The sequence below is a fragment of the Dietzia sp. DQ12-76 genome (assembly GCF_014145045.1).
Lineage (GTDB): Bacteria > Actinomycetota > Actinomycetes > Mycobacteriales > Mycobacteriaceae > Dietzia.
This window is the reverse complement of the sequence record NZ_JAALDV010000067.1, coordinates 1-20891: the sequence shown is the minus strand read 5'-3', so window position 1 is coordinate 20891 and position 20891 is coordinate 1. Positions and strand designations below refer to the sequence as shown.

General features: G+C 69.6%; 25 protein-coding genes. 8 read left to right on the top strand and 17 right to left on the bottom strand.

Going from position 1 to position 20891, the window contains the following annotated elements; translation table 11 throughout:
- The first annotated feature begins 4 nt into the window (after positions 1 to 4).
- Positions 5 to 1243: a glycoside hydrolase family 3 N-terminal domain-containing protein gene (locus tag G6019_RS03385; protein ID WP_241725858.1), complete on the top strand. Its 1239-nt coding sequence runs from the start codon at positions 5 to 7 to the stop codon at positions 1241 to 1243.
- Here G6019_RS03385 and G6019_RS03380 read toward each other — a convergent pair.
- From G6019_RS03380 to G6019_RS03360, 5 genes are all read right to left on the bottom strand, one after another.
- Positions 1222 to 1893 (bottom strand): DNA-3-methyladenine glycosylase I, encoded by a 672-nt coding sequence (locus G6019_RS03380; RefSeq protein ID WP_182613233.1) that lies wholly within the window; start codon positions 1891 to 1893, stop codon positions 1222 to 1224. The genes G6019_RS03385 and G6019_RS03380 overlap by 22 nt on opposite strands.
- Positions 1894 to 2020: 127 nt before the next feature.
- Complete coding sequence (locus tag G6019_RS03375) at positions 2021 to 2716, bottom strand: hypothetical protein (RefSeq protein ID WP_182613232.1); 696 nt, start codon at positions 2714 to 2716, stop codon at positions 2021 to 2023.
- Between the two features lie 11 nt (positions 2717 to 2727).
- Positions 2728 to 3489 carry a trimeric intracellular cation channel family protein gene (locus G6019_RS03370; RefSeq protein ID WP_107757534.1) on the bottom strand — a complete coding sequence of 254 codons (762 nt, stop codon included), beginning with the start codon at positions 3487 to 3489 and terminating at the stop codon, positions 2728 to 2730.
- A gap of 10 nt (positions 3490 to 3499) precedes the next feature.
- Complete coding sequence (locus G6019_RS03365; RefSeq protein ID WP_231750381.1) at positions 3500 to 4066, bottom strand: GtrA family protein; 567 nt, start codon at positions 4064 to 4066, stop codon at positions 3500 to 3502.
- A 30-nt stretch (positions 4067 to 4096) separates the two neighbouring features.
- Positions 4097 to 5167 (bottom strand): glutathione S-transferase family protein, encoded by a 1071-nt coding sequence (locus tag G6019_RS03360; protein WP_182613231.1) that lies wholly within the window; start codon positions 5165 to 5167, stop codon positions 4097 to 4099.
- 102 nt (positions 5168 to 5269) lie between these two features.
- Between G6019_RS03360 and G6019_RS03355 the strand changes: the two genes are divergently transcribed.
- Complete coding sequence (locus G6019_RS03355) at positions 5270 to 6292, top strand: DUF2332 domain-containing protein (protein ID WP_182613230.1); 1023 nt, start codon at positions 5270 to 5272, stop codon at positions 6290 to 6292.
- A 16-nt stretch (positions 6293 to 6308) separates the two neighbouring features.
- Here the strand turns inward: G6019_RS03355 and G6019_RS03350 are convergent, their stop codons facing one another.
- From G6019_RS03350 to ectA, 4 genes are all read right to left on the bottom strand, one after another.
- Positions 6309 to 7136 carry a PIG-L deacetylase family protein gene (locus G6019_RS03350; RefSeq protein ID WP_182613229.1) on the bottom strand — a complete coding sequence of 276 codons (828 nt, stop codon included), beginning with the start codon at positions 7134 to 7136 and terminating at the stop codon, positions 6309 to 6311.
- Positions 7137 to 7266: 130 nt separating this feature from the next.
- Positions 7267 to 7689, bottom strand: a complete 423-nt coding sequence (locus G6019_RS03345; protein ID WP_017835758.1) for an ectoine synthase — start codon at positions 7687 to 7689, stop codon at positions 7267 to 7269.
- A gap of 39 nt (positions 7690 to 7728) precedes the next feature.
- Positions 7729 to 9024: a diaminobutyrate--2-oxoglutarate transaminase gene (ectB, locus tag G6019_RS03340; protein ID WP_182613228.1), complete on the bottom strand. Its 1296-nt coding sequence runs from the start codon at positions 9022 to 9024 to the stop codon at positions 7729 to 7731.
- A gap of 72 nt (positions 9025 to 9096) precedes the next feature.
- Positions 9097 to 9609 carry a diaminobutyrate acetyltransferase gene (gene ectA / locus G6019_RS03335; RefSeq protein ID WP_031264540.1) on the bottom strand — a complete coding sequence of 171 codons (513 nt, stop codon included), beginning with the start codon at positions 9607 to 9609 and terminating at the stop codon, positions 9097 to 9099.
- Positions 9610 to 9787: 178 nt separating this feature from the next.
- On the opposite strand from ectA, the gene G6019_RS03330 reads away from it, so the two are divergent.
- Positions 9788 to 10213, top strand: coding sequence for a pyridoxamine 5'-phosphate oxidase family protein (locus tag G6019_RS03330; RefSeq protein ID WP_107757539.1), 426 nt, complete (start codon positions 9788 to 9790; stop codon positions 10211 to 10213).
- A 52-nt stretch (positions 10214 to 10265) separates the two neighbouring features.
- Here G6019_RS03330 and G6019_RS03325 read toward each other — a convergent pair whose 3' ends face one another.
- Both G6019_RS03325 and arsB read right to left on the bottom strand, forming a co-directional pair.
- Positions 10266 to 10712, bottom strand: coding sequence for an arsenate-mycothiol transferase ArsC (locus G6019_RS03325; RefSeq protein WP_182613227.1), 447 nt, complete (start codon positions 10710 to 10712; stop codon positions 10266 to 10268).
- Positions 10709 to 11857, bottom strand: coding sequence for an ACR3 family arsenite efflux transporter (arsB, locus tag G6019_RS03320; protein ID WP_107758246.1), 1149 nt, complete (start codon positions 11855 to 11857; stop codon positions 10709 to 10711). The genes G6019_RS03325 and arsB overlap by 4 nt, the downstream gene beginning before the upstream one ends.
- A gap of 79 nt (positions 11858 to 11936) precedes the next feature.
- Here arsB and G6019_RS03315 point away from each other — a divergent pair, with 79 nt between their 5' ends.
- The gene (locus tag G6019_RS03315; RefSeq protein WP_107758247.1) at positions 11937 to 12311 is read left to right on the top strand and encodes an ArsR/SmtB family transcription factor; all 375 of its coding nucleotides are present in this window, start codon (positions 11937 to 11939) and stop codon (positions 12309 to 12311) included.
- A gap of 6 nt (positions 12312 to 12317) precedes the next feature.
- Here the strand turns inward: G6019_RS03315 and G6019_RS03310 are convergent, their stop codons facing one another.
- Together G6019_RS03310 and G6019_RS03305 are read right to left on the bottom strand one after the other, a co-directional pair.
- Entirely contained in the window at positions 12318 to 13061 is a 744-nt protein-coding gene (locus G6019_RS03310) for an arsenate-mycothiol transferase ArsC (protein ID WP_370446316.1), read from the bottom strand.
- A 71-nt stretch (positions 13062 to 13132) separates the two neighbouring features.
- Positions 13133 to 14647 (bottom strand): SulP family inorganic anion transporter, encoded by a 1515-nt coding sequence (locus G6019_RS03305; RefSeq protein ID WP_182613226.1) that lies wholly within the window; start codon positions 14645 to 14647, stop codon positions 13133 to 13135.
- A gap of 99 nt (positions 14648 to 14746) precedes the next feature.
- Here G6019_RS03305 and G6019_RS03300 point away from each other — a divergent pair, with 99 nt between their 5' ends.
- Positions 14747 to 15100, top strand: coding sequence for a MerR family transcriptional regulator (locus tag G6019_RS03300; protein WP_182613235.1), 354 nt, complete (start codon positions 14747 to 14749; stop codon positions 15098 to 15100).
- On the opposite strand, the gene G6019_RS03295 is transcribed toward G6019_RS03300, so the two are convergent.
- Positions 15101 to 16144 carry an ArsO family NAD(P)H-dependent flavin-containing monooxygenase gene (locus G6019_RS03295; protein ID WP_194860336.1) on the bottom strand — a complete coding sequence of 348 codons (1044 nt, stop codon included), beginning with the start codon at positions 16142 to 16144 and terminating at the stop codon, positions 15101 to 15103. It lies immediately after the preceding gene.
- 75 nt (positions 16145 to 16219) lie between these two features.
- Here G6019_RS03295 and G6019_RS03290 point away from each other — a divergent pair, with 75 nt between their 5' ends.
- Both G6019_RS03290 and G6019_RS03285 read left to right on the top strand, forming a co-directional pair.
- A complete protein-coding gene (locus tag G6019_RS03290; RefSeq protein WP_182613225.1) occupies positions 16220 to 17311 on the top strand; it encodes a permease in 1092 nt (363 codons plus the stop codon).
- Between the two features lie 20 nt (positions 17312 to 17331).
- Positions 17332 to 17568, top strand: a complete 237-nt coding sequence (locus tag G6019_RS03285; RefSeq protein ID WP_182613224.1) for a thioredoxin family protein — start codon at positions 17332 to 17334, stop codon at positions 17566 to 17568.
- Here the strand turns inward: G6019_RS03285 and G6019_RS03280 are convergent.
- The gene (locus G6019_RS03280) at positions 17565 to 17975 is read right to left on the bottom strand and encodes an arsenate reductase ArsC (protein WP_182613223.1); all 411 of its coding nucleotides are present in this window, start codon (positions 17973 to 17975) and stop codon (positions 17565 to 17567) included. The two genes, G6019_RS03285 and G6019_RS03280, sit on opposite strands and share 4 nt — an antisense overlap.
- A gap of 67 nt (positions 17976 to 18042) precedes the next feature.
- The gene (locus G6019_RS03275) at positions 18043 to 19200 is read right to left on the bottom strand and encodes an acyl-CoA dehydrogenase family protein (protein WP_182613222.1); all 1158 of its coding nucleotides are present in this window, start codon (positions 19198 to 19200) and stop codon (positions 18043 to 18045) included.
- 142 nt (positions 19201 to 19342) lie between these two features.
- On the opposite strand from G6019_RS03275, the gene G6019_RS03270 reads away from it, so the two are divergent.
- A complete protein-coding gene (locus G6019_RS03270; protein ID WP_107757548.1) occupies positions 19343 to 20059 on the top strand; it encodes a PIG-L deacetylase family protein in 717 nt (238 codons plus the stop codon).
- A 7-nt stretch (positions 20060 to 20066) separates the two neighbouring features.
- On the opposite strand, the gene G6019_RS03265 is transcribed toward G6019_RS03270, so the two are convergent.
- A complete protein-coding gene (locus G6019_RS03265) occupies positions 20067 to 20792 on the bottom strand; it encodes an APA family fibronectin-binding glycoprotein (protein WP_194305401.1) in 726 nt (241 codons plus the stop codon).
- Positions 20793 to 20891 lie beyond the last annotated feature (99 nt).

Below are 20891 nucleotides of genomic sequence, written 5' to 3'. Positions count from 1 at the left end.
GGCGCTGGCCGGCTGCGGCACGGCAGGCACGGAGGGCACACCGGGAGCCGGATCCCGGGAGCACCACGCGACGGCCCGACCGTCCGAGCATTCCCGGGCCGCCGCGCCGCCCTGCGAGTCGCCCCTGGACTCCCTGAGCCAGCGGGAGCGGATCGCGCAGTTGTTCACCGTGGGCGTGAGCTCGATGGCCGACGCCCGGCGGGCGGTCGACGAGCACAACATCGGGGGGATCTTCCTCGGCGGGGATGTCGTGGGTGAAGTCGTCTCCGGCGACGGTCTCGCGCGACTTCAGGAGGACTCGGCGCTACCGCTGCTCGTGTCGATCGACGAGGAGGGCGGTCGCGTGTCCCGCATCGCCCCCTATGCCGGGCCGATGCCGTCCGCCCGCGTCATGGCCGCCACCATGAGCCCCGAGGAGGTCCGGTCCGCGGCGCGGGCGCGCGGTGAGTTCCTCCGTGAGATGGGGGTGACCGTCGACTTCGCGCCGTCTGTCGACGTGTCCGACCAGCCGGACTGGGCGGTGATCGGCGACCGGTCGTTCTCACCCGACCCGGCCCGGGTGGTCAGCTACGCCCGCGCGTTCTCCGCGGGGCTCCTCGACGCCGGGGTGACGCCCGTGTTCAAGCACTTCCCCGGGCACGGCCGATCGTCCGGGGACAGCCACCACGAAGCGGTGACCGTGCCCCCGCTGGATCAACTCGTGCCGCACGATCTCCGGCCCTTCTCCGAACTCGCCGAGACCCCCGGCGCGGCGATGATGCTGGGGCACCAGCAGGTGCCGGGCCTCACCGGTGTCGACCGGCCGGCGTCGCTCTCCCCGGCCGCGTACCGACTGCTGCGTGAGGGGCGCGGGTACGGCGCCCCCGCCTTCGACGGCCCGATCTTCACCGACGACCTGTCCGGGATGCGCGCCGTGACGAACGACTTCCCGCTCCCCCGGGCGGTCACCGAATCGCTCATCGCCGGGGCCGATTCACCGCTGTGGATCACCACCGCCGGGGTCCCCGAGGCACTCGACGCCGTCGAGCGCGCGCTCGCCGAGGGCGCCCTGCGGAAGGAAGACCTGGACCTCTCGCTCGCCCGGATGGCGACCCTCCGCGGCATCCCGGGGTGCCTGAGCCGGCCGGCGACCGGCCAGCTGACGGAGGCGGGAGCCCTCGCCGGCACCACACCCGGGCTCCCGCCCCGCGCCGACCTGCCCGGACTACCCGAGTCGCCCCCTCAGCCCGGACCGCCGGGCTGATCCCGGCCCCCTGGTGTGATCCCGGGCAGTCCTCCGCTCGACCAGATGCCGGAGGTCCCCCGACGATGCGAGCTCACGAGGTGGGTGTCGACGACGCCGATGGCCTCCATCAACGCGAACACCGTCACCGGACCCACGAAGCTGAACCCCCGCCGCTTGAGCTCCCGGGCCAGCGCCTCCGATTCCGGTGATCGGCTGGGGACCTCGCTCATCGTCCGGGGTTCCGGGGTGGTCTCCGGCCGGTACGACCAGATCAACTCGCCCAGACCGCCCTCGGCCCGGAGGGAGATCACGGCGCGCGCATTGCCCACGGCCGCGTCGATCTTGCGACGGTTGCGCACGATCCTCTCGTCCGCCATGAGCCGGGCGACGTCGGCGTCGCCGAACTCCGCGACCGCGTCCGGCGAGAACCCGGCGAACGCCTCCCGGAACGCCGGACGCTTGCGCAGGATCGTCAGCCAACTCAGGCCCGACTGGAACCCCTCCAGGACGAGTCGCTCGAAGAGACCGGCCTCGTCGTGGACCGGCATCCCCCATTCGGTGTCGTAGTATTCCCGCAGCAACGGGTCCCGCGCCGCCCACGGAGGTCGCATCAGTCCGTCCTCGCACCGGACCGCGCCGTCTGCCCGATACACCTGATCTATCGTCATGCTCTCCCCCTACGGAGTCGTGGACCACCCTCCACGGTGGTCATCGTCACCCTAGGAAGCGGCTCCGACAAGACCCCGGCCGCGGAACGATCAGGCCATGGAACGATCCGGCGACGCCGTGATGCGGTTACGCCAGCACCCCGCTGAGCTGCACGATGCGCACCGTCGCCAGGAGCATGAGCGCCACCCCCACGACGAGCGTGAGCATCCGACCGGCCACGCGACCGCGGGCGAGGAATCGGTCGATCCGGCGGGTCGCCGCGGCGACTCCGGACGAGTCGACGCGCGACAACGTGACGATCAGCGCCGTGCTCGGCAGGATCGCGATGACCGCGAAGAACAGGATCTGGAGGAGCTTGGACCACCAGGGGGTCTCGGCGAAGGAGATGAGGACCATGCCCGCAGCGAACGGCGCCGACGTGGCCGACTGGATGACGCCCAGCGAGATGCCGGTGGCCATGATGCCGAAGCGCTGCAATACGGTCTGGGCGAGCGGGGCCTCGACGCTGTCCTCTTTGGCCTCCGCCGGCCTGCGCAGTCCCAACACGGTGATCACCACACCGACCACCCCCATGATCAGCATCGCCCAGAGGTTGTAGAACAGGCTGCGCACGAACTCCTGGTTGTTGCCGATCACCCACACCGACACCAGTGAGAGCAGGACGATGCCGCAGAACGCCCCGCCGGTGAACCGGGCGGCACGCGGGGTGAAGCCTCCCCCCCGCCCGGCGGCCGTGAGCCACAGTCCGGCGATCACGGCGAAGGCCAGGAGGTTGACGGAGTCGACTGCCGCGAATCCCAGCAGGCTGAGGTAATACTGCACGACGGCACACACTACCGGCGGAGACCCGGTGGGCCATCCCGGTAGTCGTCGACGTCCTCGTCCCGGCGGGGCTCGTCGTCGTCGCCCTTCATCCGGCCGGGACGGCCGAACACCGGCCGGTCGCGCCGCAGGCGAGTGTCGATCCCCCGCATGCTCCATCCGCGCATGGGGGCCGGGACACGCCACTGCAGACGCCACGCGACCATCCGGAACGTGAAGGTGAACGCGGACAACGCCGCCGCCGCGACCGGGCCCCACGTGTCGGTGGACACGGCCAGCGCGGTCAGCGCGGCACCGGTGGCGGCGGGGATGACGTACAGGTCGGAGCCGTTGAACACGGCCGGGATCTCGTTGGCCACGACATCGCGGAGCAGGCCCCCGCCGACTGCGGTGACCACCCCGAGTAGCAGCGCGGAGGCGACGGGCATCCCGTGGTCGAGCGCCCGGGCGGTACCGAACGTGCAGAACAGCCCCAGCCCGGCGGCGTCGAAGACGATGATCAACGTCCGGACGCGGTGCAGGTGCGCGCCCAGCAAGTACACCACCGCGGAGGCGACGAACGGCGGCACCAGCAGGACCGGCTGGGCCAGGGCCAGCGGCGTGACCCCCAGCATGACGTCACGCATGATGCCCCCGCCGAGCCCGGCCAGCAGGCCCAGGACCAGGCCACCGGTGATGTCGATGTTCTTGCGCGCGGCCAGCAGACTGCCGGACAGGGCGAAGAAGAACACCCCCACGAGGTCGAACCACAGCAGCAGGGTCGAGGACTCCACGACCGGTCCCCTAGACCACCGCGTCCGCGGTGGAGCGCGCGTGGTGGCGCCGCCGCACGGAACGGAACGTCCACAGCTTGTTGACGACGAAGTTGATCGGCATCGTGATGAGGATCGTCAGCAGCTGACCCCAGTACTCCCGGGAGTGGATGCCCGCGTCCTCGTGGAACCACGGCTCCGGAAGGTAGAGCGGCGAGGTGGGGTTGGTGAAGGCCAGCTTGATGAAGATCCCCGCGGCGGCAGCGACCGAACCGACCAACAGGAACGGCCAGAACTCCTGCATGACCGGGGCCTTGTGCCCCTTACCGAACGTCCAGTGCCGGTTGAGCAGGAAGTTGTAGAGGTTGGCCACGAGGAACGCGACGATCCACACCAGGGTGGTGAAGCGGAAGTTGTAGTCCGTCCCCGCGAACGGGAACAGGATGTCCTGCGCGTTCTGGGTGCCGCCGTTGGCCCTGTTCATCAGGACCGTGACGATCATGTTGACGACCATCCCGGATCCGCCCACGATCCCGAACATGAGGAACTGACGGGCGTTTCGTCGATAACGACCTAGTTCGGACGGGGCCGGGTTCACAGCGAGCCAGTCTAGGCCCACGGGAGGAATCTAGTCCGCTCCGTGGCCCTCCGGGACGCGCTCGGACGGATCCTCGATCGGCCCGGGGGCGGTGCCGTCACCGAACGGGCGGCCACCCAACTCCTCGCGGTGGTGCGGGGTGAGCAGGCCGGACAGGTCGGGCCCCTTGGGCACGATGCCGGTGGGGTTCACGTCCCGGTGGACGTTGTAGTAGTGTTCCTTGATCTGTGGGAAGTCGCAGGTGTCGCCGAACCCGGGCGTCTGGAACAGGTCGCGGAGGTAGCCCCACAGGGCCGGCATCTCCGTGATCTTGTTGCGGTTGGCCTTGAAGTGACCGTGGTAGACGGCGTCGAACCGCACGAGGGTGGTGAACAGTCGGATGTCCGCGACCGTGATCGTGTCCCCCGCGAGGTAGCGGCGGGTCGTCAACCGCTCCTCGAGACGGTCCAGTGAGGCCCAGAGCTCGTCGTAGGCCTCCTCGTAGGCCCTCTGCTCGGCCGCGAACCCGCAGCGGTAGACGCCGTTGTTGACGGTGGGATAGATCCACGAGTCCAACTCGTCGATCTCGTCGCGGTGCTCCTCGGGGTAGAGGTCCGGCGCACCGGCGCGGTGGAAGGCGGACCACTCCGTGAGCAGATCGAAGTTGAGCTTCTGATAGGCGTTGGTCACGACCGACGTGGTGGGGAGGTCGACCAGCGCCGGCACCGTGATGCCGCGCGGGTAGTCGGGGATCCGGTTGAAGTACGCCTCCTGGAGGCGGTGGATGCCCGTGACCGGGTCCTTGCCGTCCGGGTCGAGGTCGAAGACCCAGGAATTGACGTCGTGGGTCGGGCCGGCCAACCCCATGGAGATGGCGTCCTCCAGGCCCATCAGACGCCGGACGATGATCGAGCGGCTGGCCCACGGGCACGCGCGGGCCGCCATGAGGCGGTACCGCCCCGCCTCGACGGGCCACCGCATCTCGCCGACCTTGTCGCCCACCGGGTCCGATCCCGCCGGGAGATCCGCCACCACCCGGTCGTTGATGTAGGTGGCGTCGCGGACGAACTCACCGTCCTCCGAGGCGTTCTTGGCTGCGATGAACTCGGTGTCGTCTGCCATGGGATCTCCTGCGGTCGTCGTCGCGGCAAGTGATTGATGCATCACCAACGTACCTGGTGTCGGAACCACGCGCCACCGGAGCCGGTGTGCCACGCTGACCACATGGACTCCGCTCACGTCGACGACGTGCCCACCCGCTACGCCGAGTTCGCCGAATTCGAGGTCCGCGGCCGCACGCCCGTCTACCTGGCGTGGGCACGGGGAGTGGCCGAGGATCCGGCCACGTGCGAACTCATCGGGAGCCTTCCCCGGATCAAGAGACAGCCCGCGTTGGTCTTCGCCTCCGCGCGGCACGCGGGCGCGCCCGAGACCGAGGACTACGCGGTGTTCCGGGAGTTCGTCCACACCCATTGGCACGAGATCGAACAGATCGCACTCACACACTCGACACAGACCAACGAGGCCAAGCGGTGCGCGGTGCTCCTGCCGTTCCTCTCCCTCATCCCCGGCCCGCTCTCCCTGGTGGAGATGGGCGCCTCCGCCGGCCTGTGCCTGTATCCGGACCGGTACGCCTACCGGTTCTCGCTGGACGGCGGTCCCACCCACGAACTGCGACCACCGGGGTCCGGCACCGGCTCCCCGGTCTCCGGCGCCCCGGTCCTCGACTGCGCCCTGCGCGACGGCGTCCCCCGCCCCCGGTCACTGCCCGACGTGGTCCACCGCGGCGGGGTGGACCTGTCCCCGATCGACCCCTCCGACGCCGACTCGAGGGCCTGGCTGCGGAGCCTGATCTGGCCCGGACAGCACGCCGAGCGGGCGCCACGTCTGGAGTCCGCACTCGACATCGCCGCCGCGGACCCGGCGCACATCATCGCCGGCGACCTGGTCGAGAGGCTGGAGGAATCCGTGGCCGCCTGCCCCGCGGGGTCCACGCCGGTGGTGTTCCACACCGCGGTACTCGGATACCTCGAACCTCCGGCCCGCGCGGAGTTCGTCCGCCGGGTCTCGGCGCTCGACTGCATCTGGATCTCCGTGGAGGGGGTGACACTACTGCCCGACGTCGCCGAGCAGGTCCCGGAGTCGATCCGACGTCACAAGGGCATCTTCGTCGTCGCCGTCAACGGTCGTCCACTGGCCACGGCGCACGGCCACGGCGACTGGGTCCGCGCACTCGACGTGCCCTGAGTTCGACGCACCCCGGTCAGTCGAACGGCCACTGTCTGCGCATCGGCCGGTCGAGCCCCGGCTCGATGAGGTACTCGGTCCCGAACGCCGCCGCGTAGACCTCCTTCGGCAGGGCCAGCATCATGCCGATGTCGCTGGTCTGACTGGCGTGGCACTGCATCGCGCGCCGCTTGAGCTCCAGTACGTCCGCGGGCAGGTCGATCGCCCACGCGATCTCCGACTGCGGGACCCCGACCGGCAGTCCGTCATCACCGGTGAGGATCATCCGTCGCAGCTCGGCCACGTCCATTCCGCCGGCCGCGAGTGTCTCGAGGAACTCCGCGGCCTCGGGACTGTCGAGCATCTCGAGTTGCGCGTCCTGATTGGTGGTGGCCTCCAGCAATCGCGGTCGACGGGCCGCCACCCCCACCGCGCGTCGGGCGATCCGGTGGACGGCCAGGTGATCGGGGTGACCGTAGTTCCCGTGGTGGTCGTACCCCACGAGGACGTCGGCGTCCTCCCTGTCGAGGATCCGGGCGAGACGGCCGGCGGCCTGGTCGGTGTCGGAGCTGTGCAGGGACAACGGGTCGTCGTTCTGCGCCCATCCGGTCATGCCCGAGTCGCGGTACCCCAGCCAGTCGATCCGGGCGACGCCCAGGACGTCCGCGGCGGCCCGGGCCTCCCCGCGCCGGTGCTCCACCAGGTCCCCGTCGTCTCCGAGGTGATCAGGTCGCTGACCGTGGTCGCCGTCCGTGGCGAAGACCGTGACGACGCGATGGCCACCGCGCGCGGCGACGGCCATCATCCCGGCGGTCTGGGACGTCTCGTCGTCGGGGTGGGCGTGGAGGAAGACGATGGTCGACACCCGGACATTCTGCCCTGCCCGCCGGCCGGGTGTGCGCCCGGAATGGACCGAACCCGACGCGCATCCCCTCTCGTCTCGTGCGATCCGGGCGCGCAAGCCGAAGAGGACGCGCGAGTCCCGCGGTGGAGCCCTACTTCTCCCGGACGACCGTTCCGTCGTCCTGGAGGCGAAGCAGCGGGTAGATGCCGTTCTCGTCGTGGTTCTCGTCGCCGACGACCGGGGGGTTGAACACGCAGAGCATCTGCATCTCCTCCTCCACGATCACCTGGTGCTTCTCGTGACCGTCCAGGAGGTACATCGACCCCGCCTCGAGGGGGTACTCCTCGCCGTTGGTGAGGTCCCGCAGCGTGCCCTTACCCCGGGTCAGCCAGACGGCCTCGATGTGGTTGGCGTAGTGGAAGTCGTTGGTCGTGCCGGCGGCGATGGTGGTCTCGTGGAACGAGAATCCCACCCGGTCGTCGGCCAGGACGATGCGCTTGGACTCCCAGTTGCCGTTGTTGCCCTTGATGTGGCGCTCGGTGTCGGTGATGCCTGCGGTCGTGCGAACGATCATGAGGTGCCTCCTCGGGGAAGGGGGATGGTCTGGATGCGCTCAGACGTACTGCTGCGCCAGGACGTGGTCGACGGCCTCGTAACAGATCTCGATGCCGCGGTCGCGCTCCTCATCGGTCAGGGTGAGCGGCGCGAGAAACTTGACCACCTCGTCGCTCGGGCCGGCGGTCTCGACGAGCAAATGATTGTCGAAGCACCGGGCCATGACCTGGCCGGCGAGATCCGCGTCCTGGAGGAAGGCGATGCCGAAGGCCATACCGCGTCCACGCAGCTCGAGCTTGCCCTCGTACTTGTAGACCAGCGGGGAGAAGCGTTCGCGCAGGATCCGGCCGTTCTCGAGCGTGCGGTTCTGCAGATGATCGTCCGACCAGTACTTGCGCAGCGCGACGTCTGCGGTGACGAACGCCATGTTGTTGCCGCGGAAGGTCCCGTTGTGCTCGCCGGGGGTCCACTCGTCGAGGTCGCGACGGAAGAGGGTCAGTGCGAGCGGGAGCCCGTACCCGCCGATGGACTTCGACAGGGTGACGATGTCCGGCTTGATCCCCGCGAACTCGAACGAGAAGAACTCACCGGTCCGTCCGCACCCCATCTGGACGTCGTCCACGATGAGCAGGATGTCGTGGCGGACACAGAGCTCGTTGAGCGCCTGCAACCACTCGGCGCGCGCGGCGTTGATGCCGCCCTCACCCTGCACACACTCGACGATCACGGCCGCCGGGCGGTTCATGCCCGAGCCGGAGTCGACCAGGACGCGCTCCATCCATTGGAAGTCCTCGGTCACGCCGCCGAAGTAGTTGTCGTACGGCATCGGCGTGGCGTGGACCAGCGGGATCCCGGCACCGGCGCGCTTCATGGAGTTACCCGTGACGGACAGCGACCCGAGGGTCATGCCGTGGAACGAGTTGGTGAAGTTGATGATGGCCTCACGCCCGGTGACCTTGCGGGCCAGCTTGAGCGCCGATTCGACGGCGTTGGTCCCGGTCGGCCCGGGGAACATGACCTTGTAGTCGAGTCCCCGCGGCTCGAGGATCGTCGAGGAGAAGGTCTCGAGGAAGGCGCGCTTGGCGACCGTGTACTTGTCGAGCGAATGCGTGACGCCGTCGCGCTGGATGTACTCCAGGAGAGCGGCCTTCATGTCGTCGTCGTTGTGGCCGTAGTTCAGCGCGCCGGCACCACCGAAGAAGTCGAGGTACTCCTCGCCCTCCACCGTGGTGAGCGTCGTGCCCTTGGCGGTGTCGAACACCACCGGCCAGTTGCGGGAGTAGCTGCGCACCTCGGACTCGCGGTCCGAGAAGATGTCCGTGTTGGAGCTCGTGTCGTGCGTGGACTCGGTCATGGTCTTCTGATCACTCCAATGAAGAGAAAGGGCGGGCAGCGGTGGCGGGCCGGACGGCCCGTGCGCCGACGGCTAGGAAATCGTGTAGAGGTCTTCTCGCTCGTGACCCTCCCCGAGCAGCTCGGAGCTCAGGTAGTCCTCGCTGGACAGCGTCATGCCCCGGTCACGCGCGACCGCGCCGAACGTGCGCTGGGACGCCTCGTTGTCCGGGCTGATAGTGGTGCGCAACCGCACGACACCTCGCTCGGCCAACCGGTCCATCAGGCTGTGGAGCAGCCGCGCGGCCAGACCCTTGCCTCGCTGGTCCGCGTCCACGCCCACCTGCCAGACGAAGATCGTGTCCGGCTCCGAGGGTCGCAGGAAGCCGGTGACGAAGCCGACCACGCGGCCTTCCACCTCGACCACCACCGAACTCTCGGAGAACTCCGCTCCCCACAGCACGTAGGCATAGGAGGAGTTCAGGTCGAGTACTCCGCTGTCGCGGGCGATCTCCCACATGCGATTCCCATCAGCCGCGGTGGGCGGACGGAACATCGCGTCGGACGAATCAGGGTTACGGGGTGCTTCTCGTTCTCCTGGGTTCATAGGTATGACCCACCGTAGTGACGGCGACCGGTTGCTGCATCGTGGTTCGCCGGATCGTTACCTGATTGACGGGCGAGTCCGCAGGTGGTCAGCCCGCAGTGATGTCGGTCACCCGGTGTGGGCCCTCCGAGAGGTCGGCACTCTTCCGTCCCGGCCACGCACCTGGGAGGATATCGTCATGGACGACAACCCGATCACAGAATTCGACGAGGGCCGGTCGCTCGAACTCCTGGCGACAGAGTCGCTCGGCCGTCTGGTCACCGTCACGGGCGGGCGGGCCGACATCTATCCCGTCAACTACGCGCTGTCGACGGAGGGCACCCTCTTCTTCCGCACCGCCGAGGGCAGCAAGCTCGCCGGCCTCACCATCCACCCCGACGTGCTGTTCCAGGTGGACCACATCGAGGACCGGGAGGCGTGGTCGGTGGTCGTCCGGGGGCAGGCCCGGCGGCTGGACGGCTTCGAGGAGATCAACCGCGCCGAGGAACTCGACCTCAAGCCGTGGATCCCCACGCTCAAGTACAACTTCGTGGAGATCACACCCGAGCACGTCTCGGGCCGCGGTTTCCTCTTCGGCGACGAGCCGGAGCGGTACGCCGGTTAGACGCGGGCCCCGGTCGGGCCCCGGACCCCACTGGCCGGATCAGCCGGTCGGATCAGTCGGCGGCCGGGTCGTCCAGTTCCGCCCACAGGCGCCTGACCCGGGCGTCGATGTCGTCGCGGATCAGCGCCATCCGTTCCGGCCCGTCGATTCCCCGCTCGGCGGGCTCGTCGGTGTCCCAGACCTCGATGGCCGCGCGCATCCCGTCGACCGGATCGAGGCGGGCGGCAGTGCCGAGCACGACCACGCGGTCGGCTCGGCGCAGGACGTTGTCGTCCACCGGCTCGGCGACCGCCCCCGACATGTCGGCGCCGATCTCGGCGAGGGAGGCGACCGACTCGGCGTTGGGGGGCTCGCCCAGGGCGGGCCGCGTCCCGGCCGAGTGGATCTCGACGGCGTCCCCTGCGACCCGGCGCAGCAGCGCCTCGGCCATCTGGGACTTACCGCGGTTGGACTTGCAGACGAACAGGACGGTGGGCCGAGGAGTCTGCCGATCGCTCACCGGGGGCCCTCCCCTGAGCTGCGGACGGTGCCGGACGGCGCCTGACGCAGCGCGGTGGGCACGGTGGGATCGTCCTTGAACAGGCGCTTACCGGCCCAGAGACTCACGTAGACGAGCCCGATCAGGACCGGGACCTCGATCAGCGGCCCGACCACGCCCGCGAGCGCCTGGCCGGAGGTCACGCCCCAGGTCCCGATGCTCACGGCGATCGCCAGTTCGAAGTTGTTGCCCGCGGCGGTGAACGCGACCGCGGTGGACTTGGCGTAGTTCAGGCCCGACGCCCGCGCCGCGAGCAGGCTGCCGCCGAACATGAGCACGAAGTACGCGAGCAGCGGCAGGGCGATCCGAGCCACGTCGAGCGGGTTGGCCATGATCGCGTCGCCCTGGAACGCGAAGAGCACGACGATGGTGAACAGCAGCCCGTAGAGCGCCCACGGGCCGATCTTCGGCAGGAACGTCTCCTCGTACCACTCGCGACCCCTGACCTTCTCGCCGTAGTACCTGGTGAGGAACCCCGCGACGAGGGGTATGCCGAGGAAGACCAGTACGCTCAGCGCGATCGCCCACACCGAGAACTGTGCGGTCGTGGTCTCCAGCCCGAGCCATCCGGGGAGGACCTGGAGGTAGAACCAGCCGAGGCCGGCGAACGCGATGACCTGGAACACCGAGTTGAGCGCCACGAGGACGGCGGCGGCCTCCCGGTCCCCGCAGGCGAGGTCGTTCCAGATGAAGACCATGGCGATACACCGGGCCAGGCCGACGATGATGAGCCCCGTCCGGTACTCGGGCAGGTCGGGCAGCATGAGCCAGGCCAGGGTGAACATCAGCGCGGGTCCGACCAGCCAGTTGAGCGCGAGCGAGAGGACGAGGAGCCTGCGGTCCCCTGTGACCCGGTGGGTCTCGTCGTAACGGACCTTCGCCAGGACGGGGTACATCATGATGAGCAGTCCGAGCGCGATGGGCAGGGAGACATCCGCCACCTTGACGCTCTCGAGCACCCCGGCGATACCGGGGACGGTCCGACCGAGCAGGAGCCCCGCCGCCATGGCCAGCAGTATCCACACCGCGAGGTAGCGGTCGAGGAAGGACAGTCTGGCGGCGACGTGCTCGCCGGGATCGGCCGGGGCCGAGACCTGGGTGCTCATGCCGTCGACCCTATGGGATTCATCGACGGTGGTCAATGTGTCCTACCGCGGCGGCACACCGGCCGGGTACCCTTCGGTCATGACCTCGCAGGAGCTCGGCACCGTCGCCGTCGCGGATGCCTCGTGCTGTATCGCCGGCGCGAACGGCCCCCTCGGCCAGGCCGAGGCGGAGGCCGCGGCGGCCCGGTTCAAGGCGCTCGCCGATCCCATGCGCTTGCGACTGCTCTCCCACATCGCGGCGGCGGAGTGCACCGACGTGTGCGTCTGCACGCTGACCGAGCCGCTGGGCATCACGCAACCCACGGTGAGCCACCACATGAAGAAGCTGGTCGAGGCGGGCCTGGTCACCAGGGAGCAGCGGGGCCGCATGGCGCACTACAGCATCGTGCCGGAGGCGTTCGCTCAGATCCGCGACATCGTGGACGTCCGGGGGCTCCGTGCCCCTGACACCTAGATCAGCTCAGGATGCTCCCACCACTTTGTCCGCGCCATGTGATCCCGTGAGTCCCGAGGCGGGCGAGCGCGTCGTGGCGACGATCTCCGGCAGGGCCCGGCGGACCCGGGAGTCGATGTCGTCCCGGATGGACCGCACCCGATCGAGATCCTGCCCGGCGGGATCCGAGACGTCCCAGTCCAGGTATCGCTTGCCCGGATAGACGGCGCACGCGTCCCCGCACCCCATGGAGATCACCACGTCGGCGGCCGCCACCACGTCGTCGGTGAGGGGCTTGGGGTACTCCTTGCCCAGGTCGAGGCCCATCTCCGCCATCACGGCCGCGCAGTTCTCGTCGATCCCGGAGCCGGGCAGCGATCCGGCGGACCGCACGTGCACACGCCCCTCGGAGCGGTGCGCCATGAGCGCGGCCGCCATCTGCGAACGACCCGAGTTCTGTACGCAGATGAAGAGCACCTCAGGGACGTCCTTGGCCACTGCTCCGTCAGCCTGGGCGAGCGCCTTGAGCCGGTCGGTGGCGAATCGCCGGGCGATGGAGGGCAGGTGCGCCGTGACCCGCGCGGTGCGGCGGAGCGAGGCGTACGACTCGAAGACCACGCGCTCGACGGTCTGCGGACTGAACACGCCCTCGTAGTGTCGGGCCAGCTCTCGGGCATCGCGCTGGAGTTGCGTCTGGGGCATGAGCAGCTCGGGCAGCGGAGCGTCGTGCACGGATCGGGACATGTCGGCCTCCAAGCCTCGTATCGACATCCATCAATATAGACGGCCATCGATACTTCCGGAAGCAGGGCCGGAGGGATTCGCTCGGGACCGGCCCGCACTCAGTGCCCGGCGCCGAGCCTGCCCGAGAGCTTGTCGAGCCGCTCCTTGCTGGCACCGTCGAGTCCGATCACCGTGAGGGTCTTGCCCTTGGCCGCGTACTTCTGCTGCACGGCGTCGAGCGTGGCGACGGTCGAGGCGTCCCAGATGTCGGCGTCGGTGAGATCGAGTACCACGTGCTCGGGGTCGCCGGAGTAGTCGAACCGGTACACGAGGTCGTTGCTGGACGCCCAGAACAGCTCGCCCGTGACCCGGTAGGTGCGGGTGTCGACCGCCCCGTCGTGGTCCGCGTCGAGCTCGGCGACCTTCTCGATGGTCGTCATGTGCGCGACCCGGCGCGCGAACATGATCATCGCCGTGACCACCCCCAGGATCACGCCGATCGCGAGGTTGTGGGTCCACACCGTCGCCGCCACGGTGACGACCATGACGAGCGTCTCCGACAGCGGCATCAGCCGCAGGGTCCGGGGATGGATCGAGTGCCAGTCCATGGTCCCCACCGAGACCATGATCATCACCGCGACCAGGGCGGCCATCGGGATCAGTCCGACGACATCGCCCAGGACGACGACGAGGACCAGCAGGAACACGCCGGCGAGCAGGGTGGACAGCCGCGTCCGTGCGCCCGAGGCCTTGACGTTGATCATCGTCTGCCCGATCATCGCGCAGCCGCCCATCCCGCCCAAGAAACCGGTGACGAGGTTGGCGACGCCCTGACCCCAGCCCTCACGCGTCTTGTCGGAGTGCGTTTCCGTGATGTCGTCGACCAACTTGGCCGTCATCAGCGACTCCATGAGCCCCACGAGCGCCATGGCGAGCGCGTAGGGGGCGATGATCTGCAGCGTCTCCAGGGTGAGCGGCACGTCCGGCAGCAGGAGGGTCGGCAGCGACCCGGGCAACTCGCCCTGGTCGTGCACATTAGGGACCGACCATCCCACCGACACCACCACGATCGTCAGTGCCACGATCGCGATCAGGGGCGCGGGGATCACAGTGGTGAGCCTTGGAAAGAACACGAGGACGAGCAGCCCCACCGCCACCAGCGGGTACACCAGCCACGGCACGCCCACCAGGTGCGGGATCTGGGCGGAGAAGATGAGGATCGCGAGCGCGTTGACGAATCCGACCATCACCGAGCGTGGGATGAACCGCATCAGCCTCGCGACCCCGAACACGCTCAGCAGCACCTGCAGCACCCCGGCCAGGAGGACCGTGGCGATGAGGTAGTCCAGTCCGTGCTCGAGCACGACCGGTGCCACGACGAGCGCGATCGCTCCCGTGGCCGCCGAGATCATCGCCGGGCGTCCGCCGGTGAAGGCGATCGTGACCGCCATGGTGAAGGACGCGAACAGACCGACCCGGGGGTCGACGCCCGCGAGGATGGAGAACGAGATCGCCTCCGGGATGAGCGCGAGGGCCACCACGAGGCCGGCGAGCACCTCGGTCCGCAGCCGGGCGGGGGAGGAGAACGCGGCGCGGAACGAGGGCAGCACGCCGGTCGGGAACTCGGTGCTCACGGATCACCTACAGTCGGGGTCAGGACTCTCACACGGCGTGAGAGTAGAAGCTACCGTAACGGGAGAGTTGTGGGCGGGCCAAGTCGCGGCGAGCAGACCATGAAGATCGGCGAGGTCGCCGAGCGCACCGCGCTGTCGATCCGGAGCCTGCGGCACTACGACGAACTCGGTCTGGTCAGCCCCTCCGCGCACTCCCCGGGCGGGTTCCGCCTCTACACGCCGGGGGACGTCGAGCGGCTCCTGCTCATCCGCCGGATGAAGCCACTGGGGTTCAGCCTGGATCGCATGCGCGACTTCTGCCGGGCCCTGGACCGCCGAGCCGACGACCCGGCGGGATCGGCCGCGCTGATCGCCGAGATCGAGGCGGAGGCCACCGAACGGCTCGAGCGACTGCGGACCCACCTGGGCTATGCGGAGGAGTTCGTCGAGATCGTCGCGCGCCTCAGGGCCTGATCACCGGCCGAGAGCTGCGGCCACCGCCGCCTTCGCCCACTGACCGACCCCGATGAGGGTCGCCGATGCCGCGCCACACCAGTCGCCGTAGCCGAGCAGGAACAGTCCGGGCACGTCCGGGACCGCGGGCCCGTCAGTCACCACCCGGCCGCCGGCCCGCGACAGTCCCAGGCCGCGGAGGTGCCCGAGAGCCGGGCGGAATCCGGTGCACCAGATCACCGCGTCGACCGCCTCACGTCGGCCGTCGTCCCACTCCACCCCGCCGGGGTGGAACCGGTCGAACATCGGGGTGGCCACGAGCAGGCCCGCGTCGCGGGCGGCGCGCACCGGGGGGACGACGACGATGTCGCCCAACTCCGCGACACCGCGGCCGCTCCCGGACCGGACCGAGGCGGTGGCGACCCGGAACAACTCCCGTCCGTCGACGTGGTCGGGCAGATAGCGCGGGGGCCCGGCGGTGCACCAGATCAGTTCGCCGTCGCTCTGCTGCAGATGTCCGGCGAGGTCGGCGGCGATCTGCGCGCCCGAGTTCGCACCACCCACCACCACGACGCGCCGACCGTCGAACGGCTCCGGACCCCGGTAGCCGGCACTGTGGATCTGGTGGCCCCGGAAACCCCCGACGCCCGGACAGGTCGGCACGAACGGCCTCGACCACGTCCCGGTGGCACTGATCACCGCGCGAGCACGCCACCGGCGGCCGTCGGCGGCACGGACGACGAACCCGTCCGGATCGTCCCGCTCCACGGCCACGATCCGGACCCCGCGCCGGACGGGTAGCCCGTAGTACTCCTCGTACCCGCGCAGATACTCCACCACGTGGGCCGCGTCGGGGTTCCCGTCGTCCGTCCGGTGCATCCTGCGACCCGGGAGGGACGAGTAGTCGGCGGGCGAGAACAGTCGCAGCGAGGGCCAGGTGTGCGGCCACGCACCCCCCGGTCCGTCGGACGCGTCGAGGATCTCGAAGTTCGCGCCGGCGCGGGTGAGATGGAAACCGGCGGCCAGGCCGGCCTGGCCGCCTCCGATCACCACGACGTCCCTCACCCCGCCCGACCCCCTCTCATCACCCCCTGAACAGTTCCTATCGACCCTCATCGATACCAATCCTACAGTGGAGGTATGACCTCGTTGCCCGCCTCCGCGACCGGCCCGTCCGGCCCGGAGAACGACACCCCGGACACCGACACCGGTGCCCGTGAGCAGCGTCGGCTCGTGGCGGCGCTCGCGCTGGCCGCGGTGTCCTGGGTGGCCCTGTGGGTGGCCAACGAGTGGTTCTGGGACGCGGCCGTCGGCTGGCTCGGACTCGACCTCGCCGACCGCGCGATCGGTGCCGTGCACTTCTTCCTCTACGACACCGTCAAGATCGTCCTCCTGCTCCTCGGGCTGATGTTCCTGGTGGGCATGCTCCGGGCGAGCCTCGACCTCGACCGCGCGCGGGACTGGCTCGAGGGCCGGGGGCTGTTCGTCGGCCTCACGCTGGCCATCGTGCTCGGCGTGGTGACCCCCTTCTGCTCCTGCAGCTCGATCCCACTGTTCATCGGCTTCGTGGCCGCGGGGATCCCGCTCTCGGTCACCCTCACCTTCCTCATCGCCTCCCCGCTCATCAGCGAGATCGCGGCCATCATGATCGGCGAGATGTTCGGGTGGCACATCGCCGCCGCCTACGTCGGCGCCGGCGCCGCCATCGCCTTCGTCGCGGGATGGGCCCTGTCCCGGTTCCGGCTCGACAGGTGGGTCGACGACGTCGTCTTCACCACCCGCGTCGCCGTACTCCGCGCGGACGGCCACGTGCCCTCGCTGCGCGAACGGGTGGACGCCGCTCTCGGCGAATCCCGCGACATCCTCCGTAGCGTGTGGATCTGGGTGGTGGTGGGCGTCGGCGTCGGCGCGGTGATCCACGGCTGGGTCCCCGAGGACTTCTTCCTCCGCTGGGCTGGCCCGGACAACCCACTGGCGGTGCTCGTGGCCACCCTCGCGGGGATCCCGCTCTACGTCAACGGAGCCGGGGTCGTGCCGATCGCCGAGGCGCTGTGGGCCAAGGGCATGAGCCTGGGCACCGTCATGGCGTTCATCATGAGCTCGATCGCGCTGTCCATCCCCCAGGCGATCATGCTCAGGCGGGTCATGCGGCCACCACTGCTCGCGCTGTTCTTCGCCGTCGTGGCGGCCGGCATCCTCGCCATCGGCCTACTGTTCAACGTGATCGCCTGACCCCGGATGCAGGAGGAACCATGATCGTCAAGGTGCTCGGGCCCGGATGCCGCAACTGCCACACCCTCGTCACCCGCACGAGGGAGGCCCTGGTGGCGCTGGGCGAGGACGCGGAGATCGTCGAGGTCACCGACGTCGGCGAGATCGCCGGTTACGGCCTCATGAAGACACCCGGGCTGGTGGTCGACGACGACCTCGTCCTGGGAGGGAAGGTGCCCACCGTCCGTCAGCTCACCGAGATCCTGCGCGGACGCTAGACCGGGCGCACGCCGAGCTCGGCGAGGAGTTCGGTCACGCGGCGCCTGATCTCGTCGCGGATGGGCCTGACCGCGTCGACACCCTGACCGGCGGGGTCGTCGAGGGTCCAGTCCAGGTACCGCTTGCCCGGGAAGACCGGGCAGACGTCACCGCAGCCCATGGTGATGCACACGTCGCTCGACCGGACCGCCCCGGTGGTGAGGACCTTCGGCGTGGCCGCCGAGATGTCGATGCCGTCCTCCGCCATCGCCTCGGCGACGGCCGGGTTGATCGAGTCCGCCGGCGCCGACCCGGCCGAGCGGACCTCCACCGCGCCACCGGACAGGTGCTCGGTGTAGGCCGCGGCCATCTGTGAGCGGCCCGCGTTGTGGACGCAGACGAAGAGGACGGACGGACGATCGGTCACGGTGACTCCCCGGCAGAATGTATCGACGACTGTCGATAGTAGCCTCTCGGCGCCGTCACCCGGTGGGTCACAACGCCCGGCCGATGACCTCCTTCATGATCTCGTTGGTGCCGCCGTAGATCCGCATGACCCGGGCGGCCGCGAACTTCTGCGCGATGGGGTACTCCATCATGTAGCCGTAACCCCCGAACAGCTGGAGGCAGCGGTCCACCACGTCGTCGAGCATGTCGGTGGCCTGGAGTTTGGCCATCGAGGCGGTCACGGCGTCCAGCTCGCCGTCGATCTCACGGGTGATGCAGTGGTCGATGAAGGTGCGGGAGGCCATGACGGAGGTCTTGCACGCCGCCAGTTCGAACCGTGTGTTCTGGAAATCCAGGATCGTCTTGCCGAAGGCCTGTCGATCGCGGGTGTACTCGAGGGTCTCCACGACTGCGGCCTCGGCCATGGCGAGCGCGTCCACGGCGATGGCCAGGCGCTCGCGCGGGAGCTGGTTCATGAGCTGGTAGAAGCCCTGCCCCTCCTCGCCCCCGAGCAGGTTGGCGGCGGGCACGCGCATGTCGTTGAAGAACAGCTCGGCGGTGTCGGCGCCGTGGCGGCCCATCTTCTCCAGCACTCGTCCGCGCTCGAAGCCCGGCGTCGAGGCCTCCACGGCGAACAGGGCCATGCCCTTGTGGCCGGCGTCGAGGTCGGTCTTGGCCACCACCACCACGAAGTCGGCGGAGCCGCCGTTGGAGATGAAGGTCTTGGAGCCGTTGATGACGTACGAGTCGCCGTCCCGCTTGGCGGTGGTGCGCACGCCCTGCAGATCGGAGCCGGCGCCGGGCTCGGTCATGGCGATCGCGGAGATCCACTCGCCCGAGCAGATCTTCGGCAGCCACTGCCGCTTCTGCTCGTCGGTGGCGTAGTTGGCGATGTAGTGCGGGGTGATGGTGGAGCCCACGCCCATCCCGAAGGCGGTGTCGCCGGAGTAGACGAGCTCCTCGGTCACGAGGTACTCCATGCCCGGGTCTCCGCCCTGGCCGCCGAACTCCTCCGGCACGTCGAGACAGATGAGCCCCGCGTCACCCGTGCGGAGCCAGGTCTCGCGGTCCACGTGCTTCTGCGCGGCCCACTTCTCCTGATGGGGCGTCATCTCCTTGGCGAAGAAGGCGCGGGCGTGCTCGCGCAACAGCCGGTGATCATCGGTCTCCCAGGACGGGCGGTAGTCGGGGAAGAGTGCGGACACGGCTGGGCCTCCGGAGTGATGCGACGGGCGATACGGCAGGGGTCACGGCGGGATACGACGCCGACGGGGTGCGGGTCGAGCATACGACGGCGCCCCGACGCGACTTCTCGCGCGCCGGGGCGCGCGGGGCCATACTCGGGGCATGACCCCTTCCCCGGCACCCGAGCCGTTCCCCACCGACTGGACCCGCTGTCTGGTCCTGGTGGCGCACCCCGACGACCCCGAGTACGGGATGTCCGCGGCGGTGGCCCGCTGGACGGCCGAGGGCCGGAGCGTCGTCTACGTGCTGGCCTCCAGCGGTGAGGCCGGCATCGAGGGGATGCCGCCCGAGGTCGCGGGCCCGGTCCGCGAGGAGGAGCAGCGGCGCTCCTCGGCGATCGTCGGTGTCGACCGGGTGGAGTTCCTGGGCTTCCCCGACAGCCGGATCGTCAATGACGCGGAGCTCCGCGACGCCGTCGCCGACTCCATCCGCCGGCACCGCCCCGACGTCGTGGTCTCCCTGTTCTCCGGGGACGAGTTCGCTCCGGGGAAGCCCAACCAGAGTGATCACATGGAGTTCGGCGCGGCGGTGGGGGCCGCGTACGACGACCTGGTCGCGGCGGTGGGGGTCGATGCAGCGGAGGGGCGGCCGCAGATGTGGTTCGAGTCCTCGCCGGAGATGACGCACTACGTCGACGTGAGCGGGTTCGTCGAACTCGCCGTGGACGCGCTCGCCGAGCATTCCGAGTACCTCTCGGTGCTCGACCCGGCCACCCCCGTGCGGGATCAGGCCCGCGCGCAGGTGGAGCAGGTGTGCGCACCGCGGGACGGACTGTCCGACGGGAACCCGGTGGTCGGCTTCCGGCGGATGCGGCCCTGAGCCGGGGTCAGGCGTGCTCACCCGGTCGCGCTAGTGGGGTGTCGGCCGCCTCGGTGGGCCGCAGTCGATCGACGATCTCGTCCGCCCACTCGGCGCGGGGTGAGTGCAGGGTGCCGTCACCCGGCAGACCGATGTACGTGAGCCAGTAGCGCTGCGCGCCCTCCCCGACGACCGCGGTGTACACGAGCGCGCCCTCGGGGCCGATGAATTCCTGGTCGGCGACGGGGAGCACTCGGAACGACACGGACCAGCCGTCGCCGACACCGGTGGCGATCTCCTCCGCCCGCTCCTCGACCGGCTGCCCCGGTACCGGCAGGAAGAACTGTCCGATCCCACCGGCCAGGGTGATCGCCGCCCGCCGGTTGTCCGGATCGCGCGGGTCGAACAAGTCCTCCGTGAGCGCGCCCGTGAGCACGATCCCGTCCGAGCGGTCGGTCTCCCCGTCCCCCGCCTCCCTGTCGGGGGTCAGCGCGGTGGTGCCGAAGACCAGCTGCTCGCCCGACTCGGCCTGCCAGCCCTCGGGGACACGGATGACGAGCCCGGTATAGGGGTCGACGTGGTCCGAGCCCGCGGCCACCTGGGTCGTCGGGGACAGGGTGCGGACCCCCGGTGCATACGTCGCAGACGAGACGAGCACGGTCACGACCGCGGCGGCCACCGCCAGGACGGCGACCAGCACCACGAGGAGAAGTGACCGGTTCCGGCCGGTGGAGCGGGGGTTCCCTGAGTTCATCCGCCCAGCGTAGGCGGGCGCCGCTCGCGCGGCGCAGCCGGGCGGGACTCCCGCGGTGTGGGCGGGCGGGTCTCCCGCAGCGTGATGTTGACCCGCCCG